This window comes from Microbulbifer mixtoriginis (SeqCode), from assembly GCF_052466695.1.
Genome location: NZ_CP174285.1, coordinates 269,739 through 296,206, shown reverse-complemented (window position 1 = coordinate 296,206; position 26,468 = coordinate 269,739). Strand labels below are relative to the sequence as shown.

Here is a 26,468-nt window from a genome sequence, read left to right as displayed (position 1 = left end):
ATGAGAGCATCTTTTACCCTCAATCTCTTGCCTTATAACTTTTGCAGAATTCAACATAATAACGCGAAGACATCAACAGATAAAAACCTGTAGATGCGCTTATTATCAACCAAACATTTGATATAAGGTACAAGCTCCATAAGTATGCCAAAAATGGAAAAGTAAATATAATTAGCTTATGAATACCAGCTTTTGTTATATGAAGCCCTGCATATATAGAGACCAAAACTGATAAAGATGCACATACTAAAAGCAGCGAAGAAGACTGTAATGTCTGCATTAATAAACCCAGTAGGATAAAAACTATCAGCCCAAACCAACGGGTGTTAGGCTCAAGGGCTCCCATACTGATAGGCGCAGCCATATAACTAACAATATGGTACCCTGTTACTATTACCATAAGTGCTGCCCAACTATCCGCATTAGCCAAAACAATAGCTGCCAATACCCAGTTAACTAGAATGGATCGTCTGGAAATATTGTGCACTGGATCTAGCACCGCTAGCCAGCGAGGCATTTGCCCTACCTTGGCCATCGCAAATAAAATCCTTGATGAAGCTCCAAGGTACGTATATCCAGAAGCTGAGGGACTAGTGATACTATCTGCAAGTAATATTAACGCCAAAAAGTGGAGGCCAAGCAGAGTGGCTAGATCTAACAGTGGTGAAGCAAAGTTCAACCCCTGCCAGCCACCATTCTCTATCAACACCTGATGTGGAACGGCCTCCATAAAAGCAAATTGCAATGACAAATAAACCAAAGTAATGATTACTATCGACAGTGTTATCGCTAAAGGAATATTGCGTTTAGGATTTTTGATTTCACTAGCAAAAGCAACACTTACTTGAAACCCATTGTAGGAATAGATCAAACCTGCACCAATGATGGCTGAAAAGGCACTATGGAACTCAAATTCCTGACTGGAAGGAAGAGAAAAATTTGAACCTATGTGATTTCGGGTAAAAACTACAATGAGTAAAACTGTCAGAGCAAATAGTGGAGTAAAAATCTTGAGTACAGTTACAATATTATTGATTTTAGTTAGCCAACGAATACCATAAAAATTAATCAGTAGATATAACGCTAAGATACTAAGGGCAAGTAATTTTCCCCAAATGGTAAGACTATGACTTTCAATCAGTAAAGAAGAGCCAATAGCAGAAGAAAGATATTGTGTAGTAGCCTGAGCCTCCGTTGCAACCACCATTAGAATGCCAAACCAATTGGCAAAGGAAAAAGGCATACCAAAGATACTGTTATAAGAATAAGCACAGGCTTGAGCTAGTGCACCTCGGACCGGATAAATCGACACGACGCGCGCAAGACACAAACCTACCATCAAAACTAAAACTGCTGCGAGTATCCATGCCACAAATGCCCAGTTACCCGCATATCTAGCCGTTAATTGGGCGCTAAACAGCCAGCCCGAGCCTATCATGCAAGTTGCACTGAGCAATGTTGCGCTTAGCAGTGTCGCTTTTTTTTTACCACCCTTCTTATGATGCATATTTGGTAGATTTTTATAATTTATATTTTGAGTAGATCACCATTTTACCAATCGAAGAATATCAATAGTTCTTATTCACCCATCTGATCAAAAAAATATACACAAGCTTTTGCATCTACTTATCTACAGCTCGTAGCGTCCAATAGTTTTTTTCGACCTTATATAAAATTACCAGATTCATAACCTCTAAGAAGTTATAAAGCCTAATATTTAACTATTGACCCTAGATATTCTGTGGTTAACAAATTCAATACCGATCAATTGAAGCACCTAGTATACTGTTTAACTATCAACCGACATCAAATAAGAATCATTCGTCGTGTAATACCTCTAAAAGGCATAGAATTCGTCATTTATCTACTAATATATTTATATTTTCTATCTACCTTTAGCCTACCCAATAAGGAAAATATATTTGATTAAAATATCTATACTGGTACAAACATATTGCAAACGTATTAGGGTCACAATTGATAGCAAATAACTTTTGGGGAACTCACCTGTATTGGCTAACATTGGATTCAAGACTTTAAGTAAGTATCAACAAAAAAAGCCATCATCTTAATAATTATAAAACTATAAAAACCGGCAGCTCATATGGCAATGTAATACTATTAATTTAACTACCTGCAACTGTTTCAATAGATCGGCATACAAGTTCATCTTTTGTTTTAAAAAATTGTGCGATCACCACCTTAAATTGATTATGTAAGACAGTGAAGTATTGTACGGTTTCCTCTGAAAAATTATTAAGTTATTTTTCAACCAATTAATATCAATCAAGGATTGATTCAACTTCCATTCAAACATCTTCCCTAGCTTAATATTTCAAAGAAATTAAATACTTATACATACAAGCTCAAAACACAACACCCTACTTTTGTCGAGTACTAGATTTCAAATATTGTTAAAAAATATAAAATTGCTACCAACCAGACATTTATTAAAATAAATTAGCGAGTCAACAAATAATTATGGAAAATCTTGCACAAAATTAATAAGTTTCATTGCCAAATTGCACATAAAAAAACATTGGCGAAGAAGAGGATTACCTATCAAAGGCCTAAATACGATACAACCAACAGATAGACTTCGAAGCTATCTAATAAATTCTGAGCTTTTCACCATCCTTTCTTGATCTGCTTCCTATTTCCCCTCTGCCGGCAAGTGAGATCCAATCCATGACTCACTAAGTAATCTCGGCGAAAGTTAGGGGCAGTCACTTTAGAATTTACAAAGCGACCAATTTCTGTACTTCAATGCATAATATGAATTAGGATGCAATGAATTTACTTCAGCTAATGAGTTAACGGTAACCCGTAATAAAATGTCTTCGCAGCCGACTACTACCATCTACTTTGTATCCTAACTCCGAATAGTTTCCCAACTTCAGCCCTCATTTTCTTGCTGTAGAAAAGCTGTAATCGGAAATGATGCCCCATTTCAAACAGAAACCTTTGATTAAGTTGTCCCAGAAACTTTCACCGCCCCCCTAAACAAGTACCTTGCTCTTCCTATAGTTAGTACCTTTTCCAGCAAGTGCTCGATGGGGATAGTATAAAAGAAGACGTTTCCATTAGCTCAGGAGGGAAAAATTCATAACATGCTTTCTAGCCGATCAGTGGGCTTTGGACCTCTTTTAAGCGCAGAAGGGCAAGGTTTGATCATTTCCAATGATCACCTGTTAATCCTGACTTGAATCGACTCTCAATTGTCGGTCTTATTTTTATGTGATTACGTGAGACCAACCAATTTTAAATTATGTAATAGCTTTCAATATCAAAGGTATCACTAAAAATAACTAAAAGAGATTTAAGAGGCGTGGAAATAGCTTTTTGGAATAAGTGTTATAGACACCTCTTTAAACACAACATCTGACACACAGCCTAAATGAAATACTGGATGAAATTTTTTCCGCATTGAATGTTATAAATTTAATAATGATCTATAAGGAGACCTCTAATTCTTCTAATGACAAACTAAGCTTATTTAGAGCTTTAAAATATGGTTTTCTTATAACTGAGATATTAGCTCACACTCGCAGAGAGATCTAATGCAACTTTTCACCAAAATATTGATCAATCTATTTACTCCAGTAAAAACTCCAAAAAGTTTTGTACAGCAGTTTTTAAAAGAGAATGATACTGTAACAACATTAATGGTATATCGCTTTAAAAAATATGGAAAGGAAGAAGTTACGAGTTGCTTGAGCATACTTTATGATCTAGTAGAGCTAACTTCTGCTCCTCACTCTAAGCCTTATTATCTTTCTCAAATAAAAGAATTACAAAAGCAGACAACCAAAAATTCAAGTAGAAATTTTGTTTATAGAAACCTAGAAAAGATGAGGATTCCAATTTACATTCATTTTTGCGATGACAGTACCTACTTCATTATTAATCACGAATTCTTCTCAGGATATACGGGGCTGCTGGTTGTTAAATGTGCAAAACATGTATTGCAAGGAGAAAAAGCCAGATCCGAAAAATATTATTTAAAGTTAAAAAGACTCTACCATGGGAGTAGAAATCGCTCTCTTTGGAAGTATTCAATAGATTTTCTCAAGGCCTTATTTCTCATTGTTGGACTAATTTTGTACAATAGAAGGGATCCTAAAAAAAATCCTTTCTATTTGAAGGGGTATAGAAATACAAAAGGAGCCGTTGACGATATTGCAATGTTATCGGCTAAAGTGAGCACTGAAGAACCTTCTCTTGAGGATATCACTGAAAAGTTTATCGTTTGTTTTACAGAATTTATGGGCAGGAAAAAGGCAAATATAATAATAACACAAGAATTTACACAAAATTTACCCAAACAACACATCATTCAGAAAAAAATCGGCAATACTGCTTGCGGGTTTAAATTTTCCTTCAGCACACTAAATAAATCTGCGCGTCAGCAGATTCATCTATTGCAGAAATATGATATAGCTTACTACGGAATGGTTTTACTTGATGTTCTTGGCGTGAAGAAAAGATCTGACCAGCCGGAAAAAGTAGATTTTATGCTGAGTTACTTACCCATTGACGATGATGACTGCATTGCAGTCTATGCTGTCGCTAGAGATACCTTGAATTTTACTATAAACAAATATGACAAGGGCTATTGGATATACACCACTGCCAATAAAGCGGCCTTTGACATAAAAAAGATAACTTTTTTCTTAAGAAAATTCTCAGTTGAATGCAATGTAACGGGCATCTAATGGCTGGAGGCTCATTTCTTCACGAATATTGTGAATCATATCTTATTAAGAACCAGTAAATTGCTATTTTGATCTAGCACTATCCCCCAATAGACACAAAACAACTCAGAAAAATTTTAGCAACTTCAGTCAATTAAAAACCTGTTAAACCAAAACGCCTGAACTCACGAGTACTAAATTCATAGTATCCGTTAATTTTCTTGCAAATGTACTGATAGTTTGGGTTATTTAGCTTTTCAGTCTTTGAGACTGACTTGTCAATTTTCTCAGCCGGTGCAACCTCATCTTGATGATAAACAACGGCTTTATCTGCAAAAATTGGTTCAACCTTTAATTCACTGATAACCCTGTAAGCCATATCAATATCATCATACCCCCATGTACCATCATAAAATTCGTCAAACATTCCCACTTTGATAATATCTTCTTTTTTATAGATCATATTACAACCATAGAAATGACCCCAGGGTTGCTCCGTATCAGGTAAGTCTTCTATCTTACCGATCCTTCTATCTTTTGTTAACCCATAATTCGATGGGCTTTTAAATCTGGGGCAGGCACTTAGATGTGTATCAGTGCCGTCGATCATATCAACCTCAACGTCCTTGAAGTGAATGAACTCCCTCAACCCTGTCATACAGATAATCTTTCCCTTGTTATTAATTATATTATTAATCAGCATCAGGTAATTGGAGGATGGAATGCAGTCGCTATCTGTAAAAACACACCAGTCATATTTAGAAATCTTTACTCCTAAATTTCGAGCAGAATTAAGGGCAAAAGGATTATCTAAAATCTGGCGATAAAGTAAGGTTAAATTCAACTTGTCTTTGTATTCCTTATAACAAGAATAAATACCTGAATCACTTGAATTGTTGTCGACAACAATAACTTCGAAATCTTCTTTTGGATAATTTTGGACAGAGAACCCTTTCAGCATGTTGCGCAAGAGACCCGAATTATTATAACAAGGGGCGATTATGCTAAATCTAGACTTCATAATATTAATCGTTCCCTTGCTACCATTAAGTTCACTTTCACTACATAATGCTCAATAAAATAATTAAGCAAATTTGACTTCCTCCCTGTGGCTGCAATTCAGAGATTTACCTTGAGGGTAAGCTCCCATTCTCGCCTATCATCCATGTACGCCTAATGATTATCAAGGTGTCAAATTCTTAAATAATATTATTCATTGGAATCTTACTTGTGCAGTAGTATAAGCATAATATTTACCTCATCAAGATGAAATCCATGCTGCTTGACAGCTAGCGATCTACAATAGAGTCGGGCTTGTAGACAGATCAATTCAGATCACAACCTATAGATGTTCACTAGTGTTAGATCCATGAATACAGAAACCATCATTTCTTCCTTCAACTATAGATTGCATCTCAAGAATTTAGGGGTTCATATTCTTACCCCTTAAAGGACAAGCCGACATATACTAAGAGGAGGTTGATTTTTTACATCACAATTATTATGAAATATTAATTAATCATGATCAAACTTGCCCTAATACACAAAGGGAGGCTAAGGCCACGGTTATTATTAGTAATGAAACCCTTATTTAACATTAGCATTCATACCTATGATTCGAGAATACTTATGAGTAGTCGCCCTCTAAATAAGTGTTAAATTTTACGCAATAAAGAGCCTACACTTCACTATTCGAAACCAGGCCTTAACATGTATTTCCCTCTTTTGCATTGTATCAAATCTACTTTTTTGGGGAAGTGCTAACGCCATGGTCTATAGGCTTTCCACAATCAATAAGCTGGCAAACCAAATACATGGATGTGCTCTGTGTTTTTTAATGACGAAATAAATTCTTACTTTGGCGCCACCCCCCCTTATTCTGCCTACCCTACACGACTTTACTTACGCTTAAAGCACCCTGGTTTCTTTACGATGTTCCGCTTCACTTCTATAGATTCTAATTCATCAATTTCTTCTAGACTAGTAAAATCGGAACATGCCTAGTCAGGATTTACCAGCTCATACAGAAATTTAAATCTCGTACCTATTGGCAGCTATTGTATCGGCACTATGTGTTAGCCCGCCAGAATCCTATAAATCAACATCCAACTTTACTCCAATATACCTGATTTTTTTTGTATTCCGTTATTTAGGATCACGCTTCTTCTACTTACTTTGTGGAAGTGGATACCAATAAGTCGAATCCCTAACATTTTATAAAATGCATTCAATGCCAATACAACTCTCAGTGGATACACAAGTAGCGTCTCTCTGGCTCGGTCGTTAACAAGTAAACACCCAAATTTCAGCCCCTTCTATAAAGTGGGAACATTCAACTGAGAAAGAAAACTCCCCCACGAGTTTTAACTTATACTTTGATTCGTCAAATCTGACTTAATGTATAAATCATACATACCCCAGCAGGAAGGCAACCAATACTCCATCAGAATAAAATCATTCAAAGAACCCAAGTATAGGTTCGAGCAGATTGAAAAATATTTTAAGGGTTGTAAGGGCACATAGGTTAGAGGCAGTATTTCGCGAATAGCCACAACCCTTCGAAAAATCTTTAATCCCGGAATTATTCCGTTCAGAGTTTGTTACACTGATCTTTCAGGAAGATTTGTATACACCATTATGAATTTAAAGACTTAGGTAGCCCTGAAAAGCCATACCTTGGTTACAAATTATTAGAGACATAAATCTAAATGAAGTAACCAGAATTCCTCGAAATTACTTTACATGTAAAATATAATGCGAGCTTTCCGGTCAGAGCTCTTTCAGTTGAGTAGGTTGTAGAATATTATTTATTCAAGTGTTCTTGACAAGATCCCTAAGTGTATTGATAAATTTTTCCGCGAAGTTTAAAACATTATCTTTCTTAGTAAGGGGAGAACAGTAAGAGAAAATAAATACTGAGTTCCTAACCGTTGAATAGGTTAACAGTGATATTGGGTGAGCACCATGTGTCTGGAAAGGAATAGCTGTTACAATTTCAAAAGATGTCATGTGCGTGCCCAAAGCTTTCATGCTTCCAACATTTGAAATACATAACCCTTCAGAAAAAACTGGTTTATTATTTTCATACTCTTGAGCCCAACCGATAATATCCCCTAGGATATAATTTTTAGGAAAGGCGAACTTACATGATTCTCCCTCCGCGGCTTGGCGATCAAGCTCAACTTGCAAGTATCTTGCTAGCTGCCAAATATTACTAGTATCAATATTAGGTATTACTTCTAAAGTGGTTACTGCTGAAAATGCACCCACTGCGCTTAAACCGATTTCTGATCCACATAAATCTCGAACATCTAAAGGTAAGAGGATTTTAATCCAGTCCCTATGATTAGGTAAAATTTTTGATGCCTTAATAGCAACCGCACAAAAAAGTGCACTAGGTCTAACTTTGTAGCTCTTCCCCTGCTTTACAATACTTGAAAGGTCCTCCATAGGAAATTGTCTATAAATAGCGTGCCCCTCACGCTCTGCAGCAAAGGCTGACTCTTCAACTGGCCATTTAAATAAATCATCTTTAGCGTTACATGACTCCTGTCTTGCGAAGTATTTGGAGGAGCGAAAGTAGCTCTCAACCGCTTCATACAAGGGTTGCCTTCCTAATTTAAATGTCTCAGGCTCCCTAAAATATATATCTAAAACACAAAAAAGAGTCATTACTGACCGGCCATCCAGGGCTGCATGGCTGCTTACCAGGGATATCCAGTCAACTTTATCCTGGGAATTTATATAGAACGAGAGCGTATAAGTACATTTTTCAACATCAAGTCCAGCCTCGCCTCTACGCGTAAACTCCTCTTCAAAATCAAGAGCCCCATCTAATTTCACAACTTCGAAAGGGATAGAATCGAATGATACATCGCAACGCCAACGAAGTTGCTCTCCAGACTCCACACGTGCTTGTAATAAAGGATAAATTTTATGAATAGATGCAAACCCAGACTTTAATTGCTCAACGCTTAGTGGTGTAAGAACTTTAATGAAGGAAATAACTAAAGTACCTCCACAGGTCCTCCTGGCTAATTCTGTGAATATTGCTTCTTGAGCACCTAACACTCTGGAAAGGTTTTCACTGGACACGAAATATCATCTCTATAAGGCATGTCTATGCTAACTAAAGTAATTCCTATAGGAGGTAATAACAAAGAAAATTTAGCATTGAAAAGTGATTTTGTGCATACATTTCACTCTTAATAGCTGCAATATTTTTTTACTCTTTAGTATCAACCAGGAATTTAATCTACAAAACTGAACTTCTACTTCTCGTGTGTTGAGTTAAACTCAACTTGGCTTCAGCCTACTAAAAGGTCAGGGTAATTTAAAAAACCGATATAAACCTTCGTTATAGATAGTAGCCATATGCCTCCCAAAATATCTGCATGCATGATGGCAGTACACACAATTAATTACAGAGAAAATCTAACAAGAAGTGATATAGATTAACGCTTCACTAATAATACTACGGGCACTCCCCTTTAGGCTCCTTGAGTTCAATATATTTAACTGGACATTTTTTTGAAGCCGCATAATTTTAATCAAGGATGCTGTAAACACTAATTTTGCACTAAAGCGGAAATAAAATAGAGTTTTGTACAAGTATTTCTCCCTCCTTAATTCATCTAAAAACTTTAGACCTAGCAATAGACAAAATAGTATCGATAACAATCTGGTTTTGGGCTCTTTATTTTTCTGCAGTTTTTGACGACAATTGATCCTAACCTTTCCCTACTCAGAGAATAATAATGAAGGATTTTTTGATTATAGGCGGTGGCCATAATGGCCTTGTCTGTGCCTGCTATTTAGCTAAAGCTGGAAAAAATGTAACGATTCTTGAGCGCCGGTCGATTGTTGGTGGTGCTGCGGTTACTGAAGAATTCCATCCAGGCTTCCAAAACTCTGTGGCAAGCTACACCGTGAGTCTGCTTAACCCCAAGATCATCGAAGACCTCCATCTACGAGAGCATGGCCTGGAAATCAAATTACGGCCGCAATCAAACTTCTTCCCACTTTCAGAAGCCAATAGTCTTTCCTTCCACAAGAATCTTGTGGATACACAAGCAGAGGTAGCACGTTTCTCTGAGAGAGACGCAGCTACCTTACCTGACTTTTATGCCATGCTGGAAACCGTTGCGGATATTTTACGCGAAGAGCTACTACGCGCTCCCCCCAACGTGGGTGGTGGCCTTATAGACCTGGTTCGCGCTGGTGGATTTGGGCTTAGAGCGAAAAAGTTAAGCATGGAATCACGCCGAGACGCTCTGGACCTGTTCACCAAGAGTGCTACCAACGTGCTGGATGCCTGGTTCGAAAATGACCATGTAAAAGCTGCGTTCGCCTTTGACTCTATTGTCGGCAACTATGCCGCTCCCAGCACTCCCGGTTCCGCCTATGTGCTCTTGCACCATGTGTTTGGCGAGGTAAACGGTGAGAAAGGCGCTTGGGGCCATGCTATGGGTGGTATGGGTGCTATCACTCAGGCCATGCGTAAAGAGGCAGAGCAGCTCGGGGTCACTATTCGCACAGACGCTGAAGTTAAAGAGGTGCTTATTGATGGTGGTCGCGCTACTGGAGCACGACTAAGTAGCGGGGAAACCATTGCAGCTAATAAAGTAATCGCCAATGTCGGCCCTAAACTGCTCTATTCCCAGATGATTAACGAACAACATCTGGAGCCGGAATTTCACCGCAGGGTACGTGGTTTTAGGGTGGGGTCCGGCACCTTCCGTATGAATGTCGCACTGTCTGAACTGCCAGACTTTACATGTAAACCCGGTACTCACGTACAACCGCATCACAAGTCGGGAATCGTCATTGGCCCTACCATGGATTACCTGGAGCAGGCCTATATAGATGCGGCTCAATACGGCTGGTCAAAGCAACCCATTGTCGAGATATTGATCCCCTCCACCATCGATCCCTCCCTGGCCCCCGAGGGCCAACATGTGGCCAGCCTATTCTGCCAACAATTTGCTCCAGAACTGCCGGAGGGTAAGAGCTGGGACAACTACCGTGAGCAGGCAGCTCAGACCATTATCAATACCGTCAACAACTATGCACCCAATTTCCGTGATTCCATCATCGCCCAACAAATCCACTCACCGCTGGATTTAGAGCGCAAGTTTGGCTTGATGGGTGGCGATATCTTCCATGGTGCCTTAGGCCTGGACCAACTGTGGAGCAACCGCCCTTTTATGGGCTTTGCGGATTACCGCACGCCGATTCAGGGCCTGTATCTCTGCGGCTCCGGTAGTCACCCGGGAGGTGGCGTTACTGGAGTGCCTGGGCATAATGCTGCGATGGAGATTTTAAGGGATAAATAAAAAATGACCCGCAGAAAGCAGGCCATTATCTGTTTGGATTCAGTAGTGGGGTATGAGTCGAACTCAACCCCCTTTCAGGCGCTACAATGAACTTGTTGATCGCTATTACAATTAACGCGAGCTCACTCTAAATAGCAAATGATACTGCTTGAAATGCCTTTTTATTTACTCTCTTAGACTTTCTTAGTAGCAATCCAGCGGTCAACAAGTTGCTCTAACACCATCAGCGGTACGGCACCATTAGTTAGCACTACATCATGGAATTCACGTATATCAAATTTATTCCCTAACTTTTGACGAGCACGTTCTCGCAACTCCAATATCTTCAACATACCAGTTTTATAAGCTACAGCCTGACCCGGCATCACAAAGTAGCGCTCAACCTCGGTGGTGACTTCAGTTCTCGGAAAACCGGTCGTTTTCACCATATATTCAATCGCCTCTTCTCGATTCCAGCGCTTGTGATGTATACCGGTATCTACCACTAAACGAACAGCACGAAGCATCTCATCTTGTAATCGCCCAAGATCATCATAGGGATCATCTTGAAAACCAATCTCCTTGGCTAGCTTCTCTGTATAAAGAGCCCAGCCGTCCGCATAAGCTGTATTTGATACGGCTTTAAGAAAAGTTGGCAATCCCTCTAAGTCTTTTGCAATTGCTTCTTGAAAATGATGCCCTGGAATTGCCTCATGATAAGCCAAGGTTCGCATGGTAAATTTCTTTGTTTCATGTACATCGCGCAGGTTTACATAAAACACCCCTCCGCGAGACCCATCAATTGCCGGGGGCATATAGTATGCTTTCGGTGCGCCTTGTTCTTTGAACTCTGCAATTCGCTTAACTTCAACGCCCGCAGTTGGTTTTATATTGAAATAATCGTCAATACCTGTGTTAATCTCATCGATAATCAATTGATAGTCTTTGATAATCTGCTCACGGCCCTTATCTGAATTTTCATAAAGAAACCGAGGATCATTATTTATAGCGGAGAAACGGGAGTTAATGCTTCCCGTATCAAGACCTACAGAAGCAAAGATCTGTTTCATTTCATCTTTTATACGCTCTACTTCCATCAAGCCCGTATTGTGCAGTTCATCGGGAGTCAGATTTGTAGTGGTATGAATACGTATTTGATATGCATAAAATTCATCACCTTCCGGGAGGGCCCAAACGCCATTATTCTCTGAAACCTTATACTGTAATTCTTGATAGTAAGCGATCAAGCTTGCGTACGCAGGATAGACATCTGTTTCAATTAATATTTTTCCTCTATCAAGGATACGTGTACGCTCTTGATCTGGTAAAGTTTCAAGAGTATCCAAGCGATTTTCCAGAGAGGTATAAAGTATGTTTTCATGCGCCGGAACGTTAATAAACCCTTGCATTTCTCTTAATACACGATCAATTACAAAGCGTGGAGGCAAGATCTTTTTCTGTTCCCGAATTTTCAACCCATCCAATACTTGAGAAAATTTTCTATCTACTTCACTTAAGCGGGAGAGATAATAATCCGCTTCTTTGACATTGTTAATTTGATGCAACTCAACAAGAAACTCCGGAAGAGTATTTTGCACACCAAACATTTGATTGAGAGGGTAATTATGATGCCTCCAGCGCTCCCCTTCTACTAGACTTTCCAGGTAGTACTCCAGAATATCATAGGAAATTGCCTGCCGGTCATTGAGACTAGATCTGTCATAGCTCCTTAAAGTAGATAGTTCATCCTTAACTATCTGTATCTCATGTTGCTTCATCTTTTCAGAAACATCATCAAGATGAGCATTATGGCCATCAATCCCAAATCGTTCCAGTATGCGAAAAATTGAGAGTGTTTCCGGGCTGGTACTTTGAATTTTTATAAAGGCTCGCTCAAAATATACATTGATAGACCATGGTTTAAAATAAATTGCATTGACGGCAAAGACCGAGATTGCAACCATCCCAAGCAATAGTATCCCGCCAACCCACTTGGCTGTTGTTTTTATCATTATTAGATCCTCCTAATTTGTGCCACTATTTTCACTATGCCCTTAAACAAAGCACAACCATTAGCTCTAGATAATGCGTCAAACAAACCGAATAAAGCGATAAGATGCACATTGTAGATAGATCATGACAAAACAATGGCTTTCAGAGAGGCCTGAAGACCAAAGTAGCTCAAATATTACCAAGTAAGGATCTTCCACCATCCTTTCGATTCCAGCTGCGAAAACCACCATATCACCACGCTATTCTGCTAACAAATCACTCAAGAACTGCTGGAGGTCAAAAATTAGAGAACTATCGTGATTGGTCAGCGAAAACTATTACTGGTACCATCATTAACTACAATTCGAATATTCGTAATGCCATCATCGCCCAGAAAATTCACTCTCCCCGGATTTAGAACATAGGTTTTATTTGATCTATTGTGATATCTACCTTAATACTTTGGGGTTGTATCAAGCGTGGAGTAACCGGCTCTTTATTTACTTTGCGGATTGGCGCATCCTGTCCAAGACCTGTATATTTGTGGCTCCGGTAATCTCGATAAGTGTAGCGATCTGTTTTGGGACTTAAGACACCAAGAATCAGGTGATACAGGGACCGAATAATTTTACCCTTGATAGATGATAGATAACGACTGTTCAACCTTGCTTCAGATTTAACCCTCTAAACCAAGTTCTAGATGCTAGAATTGACGCTTAAGGATGATGCCATCAAACATATTTTTTAATATGTATATACCACTTATAAAAAATAACTCAACACCGCCACTCTAGACATACCTGAAACTGGCGTTAAAGCTCGACGAGGCTGAAAGATTGATAACCATGAAATATGAAACGATCGATGATTTTAATTCAGCACAGGTCGGTGAAGAGCTGCTGATATGCGATACTTTACGACAGCTAATTGATAAAGGCCTGACAAAAGCTGAAAGTAAGATCTGGCATGGCCACCCTGTATGGTTTTTAGAGGGCAATCCAATTGTAGGGTACAGTAAACTAAAAGACTGCATTCGCCTGATGTTCTGGAGCGGTATAGACTTTGACGAGCCTAAGCTCGAACCAGGGACAGGAAAATTTAAAGATGCTTCTATTCGTTATACAGACGCAGTGCAGATAAAAACATCTGATATAAAACGCTGGCTAAAAAAATCAAAGGTAATTCAGTGGGATTACAAGAGTATTGTCAAACGAAAAGGGAAGTTGTTGCGTATAATATGAGCAAGGGTACGCATGTTGCTAAATTTAGTATAGCTCGGGATTAATGCTCGGCTTTATGAATTTATTGCCATCTTGAAATTACAACGTGTAAAAACACCGGAGCTCAACCCCAGCCTTTTGGGCTTAAACTGAATAATTGCCTACTAAAGAAAACCAAAATTATTTAACAATTTTTATTTACTCTTGCAGCTTTTGAACAATGGAGATAACGCTCGGATAGTATCCACATAGAATCTCACCTTTACTTTTACGAATGATTTATAAAACAAGTTCTCAATGACGTAATGGGGATGATTATCCTGAGGTAAGTAAAAATTTATTAACGCTTTAAACTTTTCATTAGTCTTACCCTCCACCCCTTTATTTAAAAGCGAAACGGTAAAAATTTATTGCAATATTAAATCAGCTGTAACATTTCAATCACGATCATCGTTGATGATCAAGTCATCGTTTCGTCAGTGAAATCAAAGGCGTTCCATTATTTGAATCGTAGTAAAGCCTCACATCTGGTATAGGCCAGCTTTACTCCAACTTTCTTGGTATCTGTTTTTCTTGATAATGATTACACTTAATTTGTTCCTCGCCCAAAATGGGCATCGCAGGAATATAATCTTTTCAGAGAACTCAATAAATCAGTCAATCTTTCAATTCTCTAAAGCTCTTTGAATTGCTGGGCCAATTTGGCGTTTTCGCGAGATCACCCCTTTAGCAACAACCATATCATCCTCTACCTGGTCCCCAAAAGCGGAGATAATAAGATCTTTGTCTGAGGTGTCACTCCAAAGTAGATAAGATTTATTTTCATGAGTGTCGACAATTGCGAAGATCAAGTGATCGATACCTTTCACTTTTTTTATCTCGCCCATGGCAGACTTCAGTTCATACCTTCTGTTGATTAACTGCTGAGCTGTCAGCGTTTCAGCAACACCAATGCCAACTTTTTTTCCTCCGAACTCAAAATCTTTAAAATCAAGTAAAACAATATCCTTGGCGGAAAACCCACCCAGATCTGATTTCTCTAGCAACATCCGCTCTGCAAACTTATCTACATCATCTATACCAGCTCTCTTTGCCAATTTTTTTACATAGACTTTGTCGTACTCGGTTGTGGTAGGTGATGTCAGGTTAACCGTATCCGAAAGAATTGCAGCCAACCCCATACACGCCAGATGAACTGGTAATTCAATAGCAAACTTCTGAGCATGATCAGTTAAAATTGTCGCGCTCGATCCCCATGGCCTAGTCTCTATACTGATTACATTTGGAATATTAATTGGCGATCCACCAATCGCATGATGGTCGATTATCGCTACGATTAAGTCTGGATCAATGCCAGTTGGCAATTGAGTGCCTTGGTTGAAATCCACCAATCCAACAGTCTTTCCTGAGAAATTCTCAATTATTTCGGGCTCCTCAGCACCACATTGTTCAATGGCGAAGCGAGTCTCCGGATTGATTTTACTGGGAATTGCTGGCTTACCACCATAAATGAAGGCTGAGAGCAAGCTCCCACTAACGGAATCAGTATCGGGTATTTTATGCCCGGTCCAAACCAAGTTCTGGGTGCCTTTTAACTCCTTCCTCAGATAGTCAGCAGCAACATCTGTAGTAGGCGTATCTTGCCCCAGGTCTGAGGAACTGATTTCCTGCGCACCTAATGAAGCGCCAACAACCCAACTGAGTGAAAAAAACAAGGCTCTCGAAAGCAGACCGGGGAAGTCTATTGGGCGGTGATCACTTAGTATTGACGGGCATGAGATTATAAACCTCACCGGCATCCTCCACAGTCATTTGCTGACAGATTAATAGAAACCTTAAAATAGCTGATGGCATGACTAACGTCCGTCCATCACATTCATTCACTCATTGCATATTAAGTGGATCGATAAACTAGCAAGCCTCTCTGTGCAAAGAGGTAAGCAGTTCGGACTATAGACAAGGTATAGGTACTTAGCGGACAAGCCATCCTCACCCTAACTATACTGGCACTATTTGTCGCATGCGGCTACAAACAAACGTATTTCCCAGAAGGTCTAGTTACTTCACCCACTTTATTTATTGGCACCAAATAACCTAAGGACACTGATCAACACTCACCAAATATAAAGCCTAAACCGCCAACCCTACTGACGAAATTTAATAAAATATCTGCTAATCATCCATATCAATATGAGAATAACCAAGGACTCGGCCCAGAATCATTCAGATATTTCTTGGTGTAACACCCTCTTATCAGTGCATTTACCCCTACGCCTAGTACCTGTTAATTGAAACGCCTATGAATAGGTTGGCATCAGATTTTACACTTAGTAACGTAGCCTATACCGTAATGAGTAATCATTACCATATCGTACTTTATATCGACAAAAAGGTTGACCTGACCAGATATCGAAGTGATTCTTCGCTATCTGGAGCTATTTAAGGCCTCAAACTTGGCACAACGATAACCCAGGGCAGCGTACTCGATCACTGTGAATCGTTAAAGCTACAAAGCGTTGCCCTTCTATGGCTGGAAAATTTAATCAATGTCAGCTGTTTTATACATCTCTTAAATGAATCCCAGCTAATCCTGAAGACAGCGTTACAGGCCACTTATTTAAATCCTGGGCTTTATTGGATAAAAGCGTTATCGCGGCCAGTATGGGCTATGTAGACCTAAACACGATCTGGGCCAATATCACAAATACGCCTAAACACCCTGATTACACTTTGATTCAACTATGCATTCGTGCAGCAAGCTCAATAAACATAGGGTACATGGTCTGATCCACTATCGGAGTTTCCTCTTTGCTAATTTAACCCTGCTCCAATCTATCAACACTACGATTTCTGACTTATTACCAAAAAGTGAAGTTTTCTAAAGCCTAAATACAAGTTCTTAACATCTCACCTACCTTTATATCCAAATCAGATATGAGTAGCCACCAGAACCGATGCATGTCGCAAAACTGAGACTTTTCTCCAATTTTTGGGTGCCCTGAATAATTCAATCTGCAAGGCTTGGTGTTATAATTTTGGCGTTGTAATAATAACAAGGTGTAAAAAATGGCAAAGTACATTTACCTACCGGTAAACAGTGATGAAATGCTAGAGTTTGCTGAGAATATGGCAAGTGCATGGGATATTCCGAAGAATCAAATTCTTGCCAACAAGGTAACATCTGGTATTGGTAAGTCTATGTACCGCTGGATAGATAAGTGTCTCAGTAGCCTCAAATCTGGTGACACTCTTTATATTGTTGCTCATGGTACCGGCGGTGGCGATGGCAAGCAAATTGGTGCACAACGCAATAGTGGTAAGAATAAACAAGCAAAAGTTTTCGATAGAGGGGTAGAGTCGTGGCAGGGCGGAGTATGGAAAACCTATACTCCCACGCAGCTAGCGGGCACGCTGGTTAAAGAGGGTTTGCCTGGCAATTTTGTCGATCTGCACCTCTGCGCTTGTGGGTCAGGTTATGATGGTGAGAAGTTAAGGCCCTGGGCCCAGCGTTTACGTGAGGCGATGGCCACTACCCATAAAAGCCTAGAGGTTACCGGGTACCTCGGCTGGTTTGATGCTACCGGTAGCTCTGTAAAGATTAAGGTTAATACTCAGTATTATGATTTGAATGAGCGTGCGGTCACCTTTTCTTAATCGTTATCGACTAAAAGGTGAAGTGGGCATCTGCAAGGATGTTCAAAACTCTGCGTGAGCTAGTCAGCTATAGGCAGATTATTTCTCTCGGCGATCTGGAGAACAGATCGCCAGCTGTAATAGTGCCGGATTCCGGCTTTGAATTGGGCACGCCTAGCATTAGGCAGTTTTAGTTGTATTAATTCAGGACAAATCTGACACACCCTATTTTAATTGAGAGCTGTAATGCGGACCACAATTACAAATTTCATGAATCAAATTCTCACTAAAAGAATCATACTTTGAAAAATATTGCTTATCACAAGAATAAACCTCCAGCCCCCATTTTCAATCAAGACTCGCAATTTAAAACACACTACTCACCCAAATTTTACTTTTGAAATTAAGTTCATCACTATTACGTGCCTCTAGAACGGCCTACAATAGGTGATAAGATTCAGCTTCAATCAATTAATCAGCCGGCAAAGATATTAGTTCTACGTTATGCTTCCCCAGGACTGGCCCTATGGAGCCCATCCAAATCCATTGTGGTCAGACGGCTTACAGGGGCAAACGAACCAAACATTCCCACTCAAGGCAAACCAAGAGCTATTACTTCTACGTATCAACTCACAATATAGTAGTGCTCTAGATTTAAACCGACAAGCAGAGACCTACCTCCTTGTGAGTTCAAGTAGTGCCGGGCTATACGCTCCTTTAGTTTACAGTGCCCCAGCATATCAATACCAAGTTACCCGCTTTGTGAAGTGCACCTTGGAATGGAAGTGATGCCAATGCTCCGGAACAGGTTGCCAATTTACTTAATGAAATCCACAGCCTCCCCGAAATTGATGCCCACTTGGATATATCCTTTAAAGCTGATCATTATTGGAGCTCGATTAATGAACAAGCAAATTTCTACCCCACACTAGTACAGCTTTACCAAACAATTTCTTCCCATATTGCTGCCGCGGAACAGCTAAGTAGTAGGTTCTTTCTTTGCCATAATGATTTTAAGCACTGGAAATCTCATCACTGAAAAGACCGGGCGGCTTTATGCCATTGATTGGGAATACGCGGCTATGGGCGATCGCTTCTATGATCTCGCCGTAATCATAGAGGAACATCAGCTCAACAGAATTCAGCAACAATCCTTGCTCGAGCTGTATCTTAGGTGTAATCCGGCCGGAGGACATTGGCGCAGAGTGTACAAATATCAAAACTTACTCTGGTATGCCGTATAATGGGGCTCTGAGATCCCAAAAACAAATTTTTTGCTTAAAAAATAGACAGCATCAGCGAAAACCTGCTCCGACCGGAACTCGCCTAACATTTATAGCTTCCCTCACTTTAAGCAGTTTAGACACTTGATGAAGTAAATGTTGTAAAATCAACACTTCCGTTACTAATAATTAACCTCTAAAAACTAGGAAAATAACTTATGCGAAATATTGTTTTTACATTGATGTTGTTTGTTTTGACAATCGGTAACGCACAGGCGCAAGAGAAGCCTGAAGCATTCAAAACTATCGAGAACCTTCTAAATTACCTATCCGATGTAGACCATGAGCGTATGAGAGGCAGCGTAACTGAATCTTTTCTCTTGCTCGAACATGGTGAAGTATGGACGATTGAAGATCTAATTAAGGTAGCAAAGCCATCAGATACTGTTAGAACCAATTACTTTAGCATTATTGACTTTGATGAGAAGCCAGACCTAGTCACAATCAACTATTGGAATAAGGCCAATTTTGCTAAAAAGAATGAGAGCCAAGATGTTTATTGGCTCGAAAGCGCTATTCTAAAGAAAGTGAAAGGAAAGTGGCTCATCTCACAATTGCACTCTACAAGACTGCCATCTGGAAAAGTGCCAGAAAATGTGGTGTTTAAGCCATAAGGCTACCTTAACTACCAATAAGTAAGAGCCAAAAGGGATTTTGGTCTTATACTTCAGCGCTAATGACGCATTGATATATCCTAATTGACTCAATCAATAGCCCCCTCCTCTCAAGTCAAATTCCTACTGTAAGTCATTTCCTAAGTATCAAACTCTATTGTTTACCACTATTAAGTAACTCAACTATAAAACTGAAAGTATACCTCTCTGGAAAAATACACTCTGACTGGAGAGCCCAGATAATCGAAGGCTACAATAAGCAGGGACTGGAAATCTCTTTCTCCTCTGCGGTTACCAATCACTATGCCAGTGATACAGCTGGCGATGGTCATGGCGTGGAAGCTAACTCCTTCTGTCGAGATCATGAGTCTGCCTAGGTCAACGCGATATGGATTAAACGCCACATTGAAAATTGTGGCCTGGCTATTATTCTCTTTGGTGAAAATATAATAAATGGAATGCAGTGTTCGATGCTGGATGCTGCGTAGCGCTTGGTAAATCCTATATCACTCTACATGATCAATCCCTGGTACATGCGTTAAAAGAGGTTGATGGTGCCGCTCAAGCCTGGACACAAACACCTGACCAGGTTGACTCACTACACGGGTATCAACTTCAGCTTTATGCCATTAGAGAATCCAATATACCCAGATTTCCCGTAATGACTGTGGGGAACTTGATATTCACAGGAACAAATTCAGGGTAATAGTCACCGAAGTTTGTTCAGATAGCTTGCGATACCAATAGAGGAACTGGCTGTAGTTTAGATTGTGATTACGAATCATTGGCGCACTTGGATTGAGAGCTTTCCTCGTAGACCCCGATATAGCTTTGCCACTGCTGCTGATTCATGGGGCATTTCTTCGAAGTTGATGGAGGGGGCATCGTGCCAGTCTGCCAGGGAAAATTAAATAATGTGGCTCATGCACTGCTTATATGAGTAACAACTCCTTGCAAATCAAGCTCACCAAATTTGATGAGGAAATATATACTGCCTGCGATGCGCTCAGGATCATCTATCACTAGCTTAATCTTTCATTGTGGAAATTTAAAATCCCAAACAAGCGTATGCAGTAACACGCTGGATCGCTTTGACTTTTTTCTACTGGGTTCATCGGCTATTTTTGTCTGGTAATCTGGGGCCCAATTTGGCTACTAGTTCACTTCGCTAAATAACAAGGGACGATTGCCGGCATCACTCCTCTAGTCTTTTCAATAAGGGTGCACCAGAGAGGCAAGATTATCCCTCCTGGCTGCCGCTTTAAGCGCTTTCAGGCCTTCGCTTTCAGCTGCTTTTTGATCCGCACATAGATTTCTTCACGGTGGATGGGCAATGACCTGGGTGCACTTATACCTATCTTCACTTGATTACCTTTAACCTCCAGCACTGTGACGGAGACATTTGCTCCAATCCTTAAGTTTTCACCTATCCGTCGCTTTAAAATCAACATACACATTTCCCTCGATGGTCAAAGTTTGGGCGCCTCCCAGGTGGGGAAGCTTGGGCTTAATATTTGGAGGAAATGTTGGGTGGTGCGCGGGGGCGGTAGGCAGAGAAGAGGAAAAGGCGGGCGCTAGGGTTCCAGAGATTGGGAATAGGCCCCAAGCTGCTGAATGTACTCCACTTTATTGAAGACGAGCGGGTTTCTAGCGTATTATCCATATAGCCATCTTGATACTTATCCTATCAATTTGGTTAGCTGGCCCCGGGTGTTGGTAGCACCTTGGGTCAGCGCCTTTTACTTACTCTTACGTCACGCTACCGTTCTCCTTTGAGGGGATGGGTTTTTTATAAAATTCTCGGCTCTCACGCAGCTTTCAAAATTTTTTGAATTTCTGAAGTCTTTTTAAGCGGCCCACTCTATTACTGCAAAAATACCAAGAGTATCAATTGATTTTACCCAGCTTTGGGGTTGAAACAAACTGAATAAATTCTAATAAGAATATTTCTGCGCCTATATTTCTCATACTTTCGCCTAAGGAAATCTCAGCCAACTATTGGTAAATTTAATTTATATTGGAATTTTTCTTATGCTCTTATGAAAATATTAAAGATCTAATTCCATTTGTCGGCGGTGAGCGTTTGAATATGTCGACAGACCTACCCTTCTATTTCGATCGCTATTTGGAGCTAATGAGCTAGTGTGGCCGACATTTAGCGGCCCAGGAAATGAGTCCGTATCGAAGAAAAACGCCTCCTACCCTCAAGTGACTTGGTATCTCACCCAAGCAGGGGCTATATATCAACCGGACACTTTAGAGACTTGCTAGCGCCAGTAGACTTCAGGCGAGCTTAATAAACCTTGGATACACAGCATAGGTAACTACCTGCATTGCATTTCAGCTATTCCCTGCTAATCTAGCCTTTCCCCAATTACTCAACGACATGATCGCCGACTTTCAGTCTATAAACAAATTCTCCGGGACTTGATTGCAAATTCTCTGCATTTCACGTCCTTTACTGCTAAATGAGAGTTAGAGAGCCTCAAAAACAGATATTTGTCATATCTCTCCCCATTATTTGGGTGCTCAGTATTGCCTACTACACATCTCACACAGAATTCTATTGACCGAATTTACATGAAAACACAATGTTCTTCCTGATAAGCTCAGTTGCTCATTGCAACTCAGGTTAAAGCAATGAGTGATTAATCAAATTAAGGAGATCCCCATAACTCAGCATACAAGCAAAGCCAATGAAAGACTCAGCAAACATTGAGCGTAAGGACAGTTGAGAGATTTTGCTCTCTGCATTTGTAATATTGATTTAGGGAATATGAATTTCACCTAACCTTGTAGCAGGGTTTTGCAAGCCAACACCTTGAGTTGTGTCTTTCGTGATTTTGAATCAATGGCAGCATAAAACGTGCTCTACTTTACATAAAGACGTACTACAGATTAGTGTTTTTTATAAATAACATGGAGTTAACTATCCAGATGAAACAATCTCTGAGTTCACTCAAGATTATCGCGGTTTTTTTAACCCTCACAGCATGCCTTTATCCCATCGGATACTGGCTTATTTTCCATATGGAGAGTGCAGTACCTTTAATGCTTTCAGTTGGACTTGCTACGATTATAACCTGCCTGATCTTCAAGAAAAGCCTGGAATCCCTGGGCTGGCCTTGGGGAAGCTGGAAGTATCAATGGTTAAGCTATTTAGTACCTTTAGCTTATGTAGCAGTTGCCTACCTCATTATATGGGGCTTAGGTTTTGGAGAGTGGTACAACTCAGAATACGTTACAGCACTTAGAGATGGGTATAAGGTAGACAACTGGAGTGACTCCAATGTGATTATTTTCCGATTCTTAATTACTGCAACTATCAGCTTTGTATTATTACTGCCTGGAGTTCTAGGAGAAGAGATTGGATGGCGAGGATTACTTGTACCTGAACTTTCGAAACTTATGTCCTTCCCCGGGATTGCACTAATTTCTGGATTTATATGGGCAGCTTGGCATTGGCCCATGATGATAGCAGGCGTTTATGGGAATGAAACGGTACCTCTCGGCTACCAATTATTTTTCTTTACACTAGGTTTAATGTCTATGTCAGTCATCATAACCTACATAAGATTAAGAAGTAATAGTGTTTGGCCGGCCGTAATCTTTCACATGAGCCACAATGCATTTATTCAAAAATTTTTCAATCCCTTGACCATGCAAAACACAGATTCAGGTTGGTATATCAATGAGTTTGGAGTGGTTCTGCCTGTAGTAATTTTTTGTACAAGCATCTATTTCTGGAGAAAAGGTCAACAAGAGTTCGGCTCTATTCAGCCTAAGAGTACCTTATTGTCTCCACAAAGCTCTTGACATGATAGCGGAGATATATGTAGTGGTCTGATCCTTCTGGACACTACGCTAAGATGGTAAAACTACCAAGCGAACAACAAAAGATACATGTAGGTATTTTAAGCCGTAATTCAAGAAAAACGCTCCGACCCTAGTCTCTGAGTAAGAATATTCAATTTCTAGGGTAGCAGAGGGTGTTCGCTTGATGCGGACCGGAACTCTATATCTTCGCCAAAATGCCTTAAGACTCTACTTGAGCTTCTATTCAACAGCGCGTTTACGTAGCATTCTCAGGTGAGCAGCCCAAAGATCTACCTCTGTTTGTCAGTGGTGAGTATTTGAATGTGCCGAAAGAGCTACCTCTTTCAGCTGGATCACTACTTTGAGCTAGTGGACTAGAGTAGCCGTCACCTAGATCCCAGAAAATGAGGTTGAACTTCCGAAAACACGCCTCCTATCCTAGAGTAGCTTGGCATCTCATGTATGAACTGGCTTTATCTCAAGCGGAATTTTGAAAGTCGCTTTAAAGGCTTCTTAGGGTCAGATGAGATGATTCGATAAGCCTGCGATTTTTTGAAGACAAAGGATATGCGTGATTGCCAGTAGCCTCCCTCCTAATTTCAACAAGGTTAAGTATTCTAAATTCACACACCAATTCCCATTCCTCCCGCGTACTGAAGCTCAGTATTTCCAAGATGACTTAGATATTCAGAATAACCGTGCTTTTCCTACCCTTTAATAACCATGATCAGGCAGAAATCTAATTATTGTAATACCTTTCTTGATCTTTGGATGCCCTGAATTTGCTTCATGCTGTGCGCACTTATTGCCAGACTAACAAAACCACCAAGAACTATCCCTGGAATAACTCAATCCAAAATAGGAAAAATATTTCTGAAGTGGCACAGGAAACCTCCAAAGTTAGATAAATTTCAATTAACGCAGCAATCGACACACCCCATAAACTTTCCTATGTTTTCAGATTTTGGGTTTCTTTCTATTTTCGGTAATCTTCTTATTTAATACCTGACTCAACTACTTTCTTGGCCATGACGCTTATCTAAAAGGCTCTTTAGGTATAGTGGCTTTTGAAGTATCCGACACAAAATTTGCGGCGAAAAAGTGCCTCTCTTAGTATATTTTTTCAGGCCTTTATCCAGCACAAATTTTTGTTCCAGTTAAATTATCAAGTTTTGCATCATCCAATTCTACGGCTTTAACTTTGTCACCATCCAATTCAAACAACACGATACCACAGCCACCAAAAATTGGCGCTGAAGTAAGCTTGTAATTCTTATTTTGAGCTGACTTAAATGAACCAGCAACATTACAAAACGAATAGCTCCCTATGCTTGAAGAATTAGCTACAAATATTTCTCGATCAGCTGGAATGTTAACGGTAACTGTTTTATCTCCCCGATTTTTAGGCTCCAGCGGTTTGAAAACTTTTCCACAGCTGGATCCTTCTTCCTTAATTGCAAAAAGATAAATTGACGAATTTGCTCCGATACCTACCTTTACGTGTTTTACTGGCATCTCCAAAGCGGCCAACTCACCCTCCTGCGGTTCTAGGTACCGGCTAGCACAGGCAGAAGTAAATATGGCTATTGCGACCAAAACGAAACTTTTTACGTACATATTTTTATAACTCTCTATTTTTTTAATTCTTTAGTGGGACATCCAGCGCTGCAGATAATTTGCAACATTGAGGGAGCGGAAGCTTTCCGCCAGCCACTATTTATTAGCTTCTAGCGCCATTTACCGGATAATTTCTGGACACCTGTAGAACATATTGATGGGCCAAGCTCGAGGCCATTAGCGACTAGAAACAACTCGGCCTCTAGATCTAGCTCAACTTGACGAGATTGATGACTATCAAGCCTTGCGGAAAAATATTGTTTTTTTCTCTCCTCAATTTTTTTAAAGAGATGCACCGTATGGGTAGCAACTGACATTTCCTCCAGCTAAATTACTGAAAACCCCAGCCACAAAAAAACCCGCTAAAAAGCGGGTTTCTTGGCCGTTGCTATGCAACGATATGTATGGTCGGAGCGGCCGGATTTGAACCGACGACCACCACACCCCCAGTGTGGTGCGCTACCAGGCTGCGCTACGCTCCGATTTTGAAAAATCGCTCACTTCGCTAAGTGATTGATTTTTAAAGACATCGTGTCTCGATGTGGCGTGAATCATACCTGAGTGCGGCTGGATTGCAAGCCCAGGTTTACAGTTTTTTAGAAATTCTTTCTCCCATCCAGCAGGGCCACCACATCTTTGAGTTCCGCTATCACTTCCGGCAGCACCTGCTGTAACTGCACCACTTCTGCCCGCTCACTACCGGTCTCTATCTGCTGGCGGGCTCCTCCAATGGTATAGCCCTCTTCATAGAGTAGCGCACGAATCTGACGCACCATAATAACGTCCTGGTGCTGGTAGTAACGGCGGTTGCCGCGGCGTTTAACGGGCTTCAGCTGTGGGAATTCCTGCTCCCAATAGCGCAGTACATGGGGCTTCACGGCACACAGCTCGCTCACTTCACCAATGGTGAAATAGCGCTTACCGGGGATTGCAGGTAGCTGAGCATTATTGCTCGGTTCCAGCATGTTCCTCTACTCGTGTCTTGAGTTTTTGCCCTGGTTTGAAGGTGACTACCCTGCGGGCTGAGATGGGGATTTCCTCGCCGGTCTTGGGGTTGCGACCGGGGCGCTGGCTTTTGTCTCGCAAGTCGAAATTGCCAAAGCCCGAGAGCTTGACCTGCTCGTTGCTTTCCAGCGCATTGCGGATTTCCTCGAAGAAATACTCGACGATCTCTTTTGCTTCGCGCTTATTAAAGCCCAGCTCCTCGTACAACTTCTCGGCGAGCCCGGCCTTGGTCAGTGCCTCTGTCATTGGATCCTACCAATTGATTCAGAGGCGTCGACTC

General features: G+C 40.5%; 18 protein-coding genes and 1 tRNA gene. 9 read left to right on the top strand and 10 right to left on the bottom strand.

From position 1 onward, the window contains the following. Window positions 1-19: 19 nt before the first annotated feature. Complete coding sequence (locus tag ACJJI0_RS01260) at window positions 20-1,507, bottom strand: APC family permease (protein ID WP_444884314.1); 1,488 nt, start codon at window positions 1,505-1,507, stop codon at window positions 20-22. 2,053 nt (window positions 1,508-3,560) lie between these two features. Here ACJJI0_RS01260 and ACJJI0_RS01255 point away from each other — a divergent pair. Next, the gene (locus ACJJI0_RS01255; protein WP_444884313.1) at window positions 3,561-4,715 is read left to right on the top strand and encodes a hypothetical protein; all 1,155 of its coding nucleotides are present in this window, start codon (window positions 3,561-3,563) and stop codon (window positions 4,713-4,715) included. Window positions 4,716-4,848: 133 nt separating this feature from the next. Here the strand turns inward: ACJJI0_RS01255 and ACJJI0_RS01250 are convergent, their stop codons facing one another. Together ACJJI0_RS01250 and ACJJI0_RS01245 are read right to left on the bottom strand one after the other, a co-directional pair. Next, the gene (locus ACJJI0_RS01250; RefSeq protein ID WP_444884312.1) at window positions 4,849-5,715 is read right to left on the bottom strand and encodes a glycosyltransferase family 2 protein; all 867 of its coding nucleotides are present in this window, start codon (window positions 5,713-5,715) and stop codon (window positions 4,849-4,851) included. Between the two features lie 1,790 nt (window positions 5,716-7,505). Further along, window positions 7,506-8,789, bottom strand: a complete 1,284-nt coding sequence (locus ACJJI0_RS01245) for a hypothetical protein (protein WP_444884311.1) — start codon at window positions 8,787-8,789, stop codon at window positions 7,506-7,508. A 662-nt stretch (window positions 8,790-9,451) separates the two neighbouring features. Here ACJJI0_RS01245 and ACJJI0_RS01240 point away from each other — a divergent pair. Then, the gene (locus tag ACJJI0_RS01240; protein WP_444884310.1) at window positions 9,452-11,029 is read left to right on the top strand and encodes a phytoene desaturase family protein; all 1,578 of its coding nucleotides are present in this window, start codon (window positions 9,452-9,454) and stop codon (window positions 11,027-11,029) included. Window positions 11,030-11,202: 173 nt separating this feature from the next. Here the strand turns inward: ACJJI0_RS01240 and ACJJI0_RS01235 are convergent, their stop codons facing one another. After that, a complete protein-coding gene (locus tag ACJJI0_RS01235; protein ID WP_444884309.1) occupies window positions 11,203-13,020 on the bottom strand; it encodes a DUF885 domain-containing protein in 1,818 nt (605 codons plus the stop codon). Between the two features lie 825 nt (window positions 13,021-13,845). Here ACJJI0_RS01235 and ACJJI0_RS01230 point away from each other — a divergent pair. Then, a complete protein-coding gene (locus ACJJI0_RS01230; protein WP_444884308.1) occupies window positions 13,846-14,241 on the top strand; it encodes a DUF1801 domain-containing protein in 396 nt (131 codons plus the stop codon). A gap of 644 nt (window positions 14,242-14,885) precedes the next feature. Here ACJJI0_RS01230 and ACJJI0_RS01225 read toward each other — a convergent pair. Next, window positions 14,886-15,935, bottom strand: coding sequence for a manganese-dependent inorganic pyrophosphatase (locus tag ACJJI0_RS01225; protein WP_444884307.1), 1,050 nt, complete (start codon window positions 15,933-15,935; stop codon window positions 14,886-14,888). 1,351 nt (window positions 15,936-17,286) lie between these two features. Here ACJJI0_RS01225 and ACJJI0_RS01220 point away from each other — a divergent pair. The 5 genes from ACJJI0_RS01220 to ACJJI0_RS01200 all read left to right on the top strand — a co-directional run bounded on the left by ACJJI0_RS01220 (window position 17,287) and on the right by ACJJI0_RS01200 (window position 20,456). Beyond that, the gene (locus tag ACJJI0_RS01220) at window positions 17,287-17,874 is read left to right on the top strand and encodes a hypothetical protein (RefSeq protein WP_252082349.1); all 588 of its coding nucleotides are present in this window, start codon (window positions 17,287-17,289) and stop codon (window positions 17,872-17,874) included. A gap of 986 nt (window positions 17,875-18,860) precedes the next feature. Beyond that, entirely contained in the window at window positions 18,861-19,097 is a 237-nt protein-coding gene (locus ACJJI0_RS01215) for a phosphotransferase family protein (protein WP_444884306.1), read from the top strand. Window positions 19,098-19,294: 197 nt separating this feature from the next. Next, window positions 19,295-19,750, top strand: a complete 456-nt coding sequence (locus tag ACJJI0_RS01210) for a nuclear transport factor 2 family protein (RefSeq protein WP_444884305.1) — start codon at window positions 19,295-19,297, stop codon at window positions 19,748-19,750. A 77-nt stretch (window positions 19,751-19,827) separates the two neighbouring features. Next, complete coding sequence (locus ACJJI0_RS01205) at window positions 19,828-20,127, top strand: YtoQ family protein (protein WP_444885901.1); 300 nt, start codon at window positions 19,828-19,830, stop codon at window positions 20,125-20,127. 86 nt (window positions 20,128-20,213) lie between these two features. Beyond that, window positions 20,214-20,456 carry a YtoQ family protein gene (locus ACJJI0_RS01200; protein ID WP_444884304.1) on the top strand — a complete coding sequence of 81 codons (243 nt, stop codon included), beginning with the start codon at window positions 20,214-20,216 and terminating at the stop codon, window positions 20,454-20,456. A gap of 565 nt (window positions 20,457-21,021) precedes the next feature. On the opposite strand, the gene csrA is transcribed toward ACJJI0_RS01200, so the two are convergent. Then, window positions 21,022-21,201, bottom strand: a complete 180-nt coding sequence (csrA, locus tag ACJJI0_RS01195) for a carbon storage regulator CsrA (protein ID WP_444884303.1) — start codon at window positions 21,199-21,201, stop codon at window positions 21,022-21,024. Between the two features lie 1,486 nt (window positions 21,202-22,687). Between csrA and ACJJI0_RS01190 the strand changes: the two genes are divergently transcribed. Next, window positions 22,688-23,566: a CPBP family intramembrane glutamic endopeptidase gene (locus ACJJI0_RS01190; protein ID WP_444884302.1), complete on the top strand. Its 879-nt coding sequence runs from the start codon at window positions 22,688-22,690 to the stop codon at window positions 23,564-23,566. A gap of 1,131 nt (window positions 23,567-24,697) precedes the next feature. Here the strand turns inward: ACJJI0_RS01190 and ACJJI0_RS01185 are convergent. The 4 genes from ACJJI0_RS01185 to ihfA form a co-directional block, all read right to left on the bottom strand. Continuing rightward, window positions 24,698-25,096, bottom strand: a complete 399-nt coding sequence (locus tag ACJJI0_RS01185; RefSeq protein ID WP_444884301.1) for a hypothetical protein — start codon at window positions 25,094-25,096, stop codon at window positions 24,698-24,700. A gap of 492 nt (window positions 25,097-25,588) precedes the next feature. Next, a tRNA-Pro gene (locus tag ACJJI0_RS01180) sits at window positions 25,589-25,665 on the bottom strand. A 114-nt stretch (window positions 25,666-25,779) separates the two neighbouring features. Further along, a complete protein-coding gene (locus ACJJI0_RS01175) occupies window positions 25,780-26,148 on the bottom strand; it encodes a MerR family transcriptional regulator (RefSeq protein ID WP_152452791.1) in 369 nt (122 codons plus the stop codon). Then, window positions 26,129-26,434, bottom strand: coding sequence for an integration host factor subunit alpha (gene ihfA, locus ACJJI0_RS01170; protein WP_108733837.1), 306 nt, complete (start codon window positions 26,432-26,434; stop codon window positions 26,129-26,131). The genes ACJJI0_RS01175 and ihfA overlap by 20 nt, the downstream gene beginning before the upstream one ends. Window positions 26,435-26,468: the final 34 nt, after the last annotated feature.